This is a genomic window from Oleiphilus sp. HI0125 (assembly GCF_001635355.1).
This window is the reverse complement of sequence record NZ_LWGF01001224.1, coordinates 1-914: the sequence shown is the minus strand read 5'-3', so window position 1 is coordinate 914 and position 914 is coordinate 1. Positions and strand designations below refer to the sequence as shown.

The window sequence follows — 914 nt, the reverse complement described above, 5'->3', positions numbered from 1 at the left end:
TTTGCTGGTGTAAGAACGGATCTCGAACTCAATATCATCGAAGAGCCCGTTACTATCTTCTCACAGCCAACAGAAGATTATCTGCCTTCTGTTCAAGCGTGTCTGGTCACTGGTATCACTCCACAAAAAGCAATGGCAGAGGGTGTTTCAGAAGCTCAGTTTGCAAAAAACATTTCGGAAATCTTTTGTCAGGCAGAAACCTGCGTTGCGGGTTACAACAGTGTCCGATTTGATGATGAGGTGAGCAGAAACCTGTTTTATCGCAACTTTTATGATCCTTATGAAAGAGAGTGGAAAAACGGGAATTCTAGGTGGGACATTATTGATGTTGTTCGGCTTGCTTATGCTTTACGTCCTGACGGTATTAATTGGCCTACTGGCGATGATGGCAAGGTGTCCTTCCGACTAGAGAAGTTAACAGAAGCAAATGGCATCGCGCATGAGGCTGCGCACGACGCTATGTCTGATGTGTATGCCACGATTGAACTAGCCAAATTGATTAAGCAAAGGCAGCCAGCTTTATACAAATTTGCATTCGATATGCGCAGTAAGACCGCAGTCCAAAATTTTCTGGATCAGCATCAAGGGCAACCGTTTTTGCATGTATCGTCAAAAATTGCCGTAGATAAGGGTTGTATAGGGATGATGTATCCGTTGATGCCGCATCCTACTAATAAAAATGCAATTATTGCTTTTGACCTTCGTCAGAACCCCAATGTTCTTCTTCAGCATTCATCCGATGAGATCAAGGCGCTGTTGTATAAAAAAACTGAACTAGATAGTTCAGGTAACCCAGTAAATATTCGTCCTGCTTTGAAGTTAATTCATTTGAATAAATGCCCAATGCTCGCGCCAGCGTCAATGATTAAGGTCATTCCCGAAGAGCGTTTAAAGGCTTGGGGGATGGATCTCGA

At 43.3% G+C, this 914-nt stretch carries 1 protein-coding gene; it reads left to right on the top strand.

Annotated elements, in window-relative coordinates:
• Nucleotides 1–914, top strand: a 914-nt coding sequence (gene sbcB / locus A3762_RS21315) for an exodeoxyribonuclease I (protein WP_156493650.1), incomplete at both ends; no start/stop codon positions are given.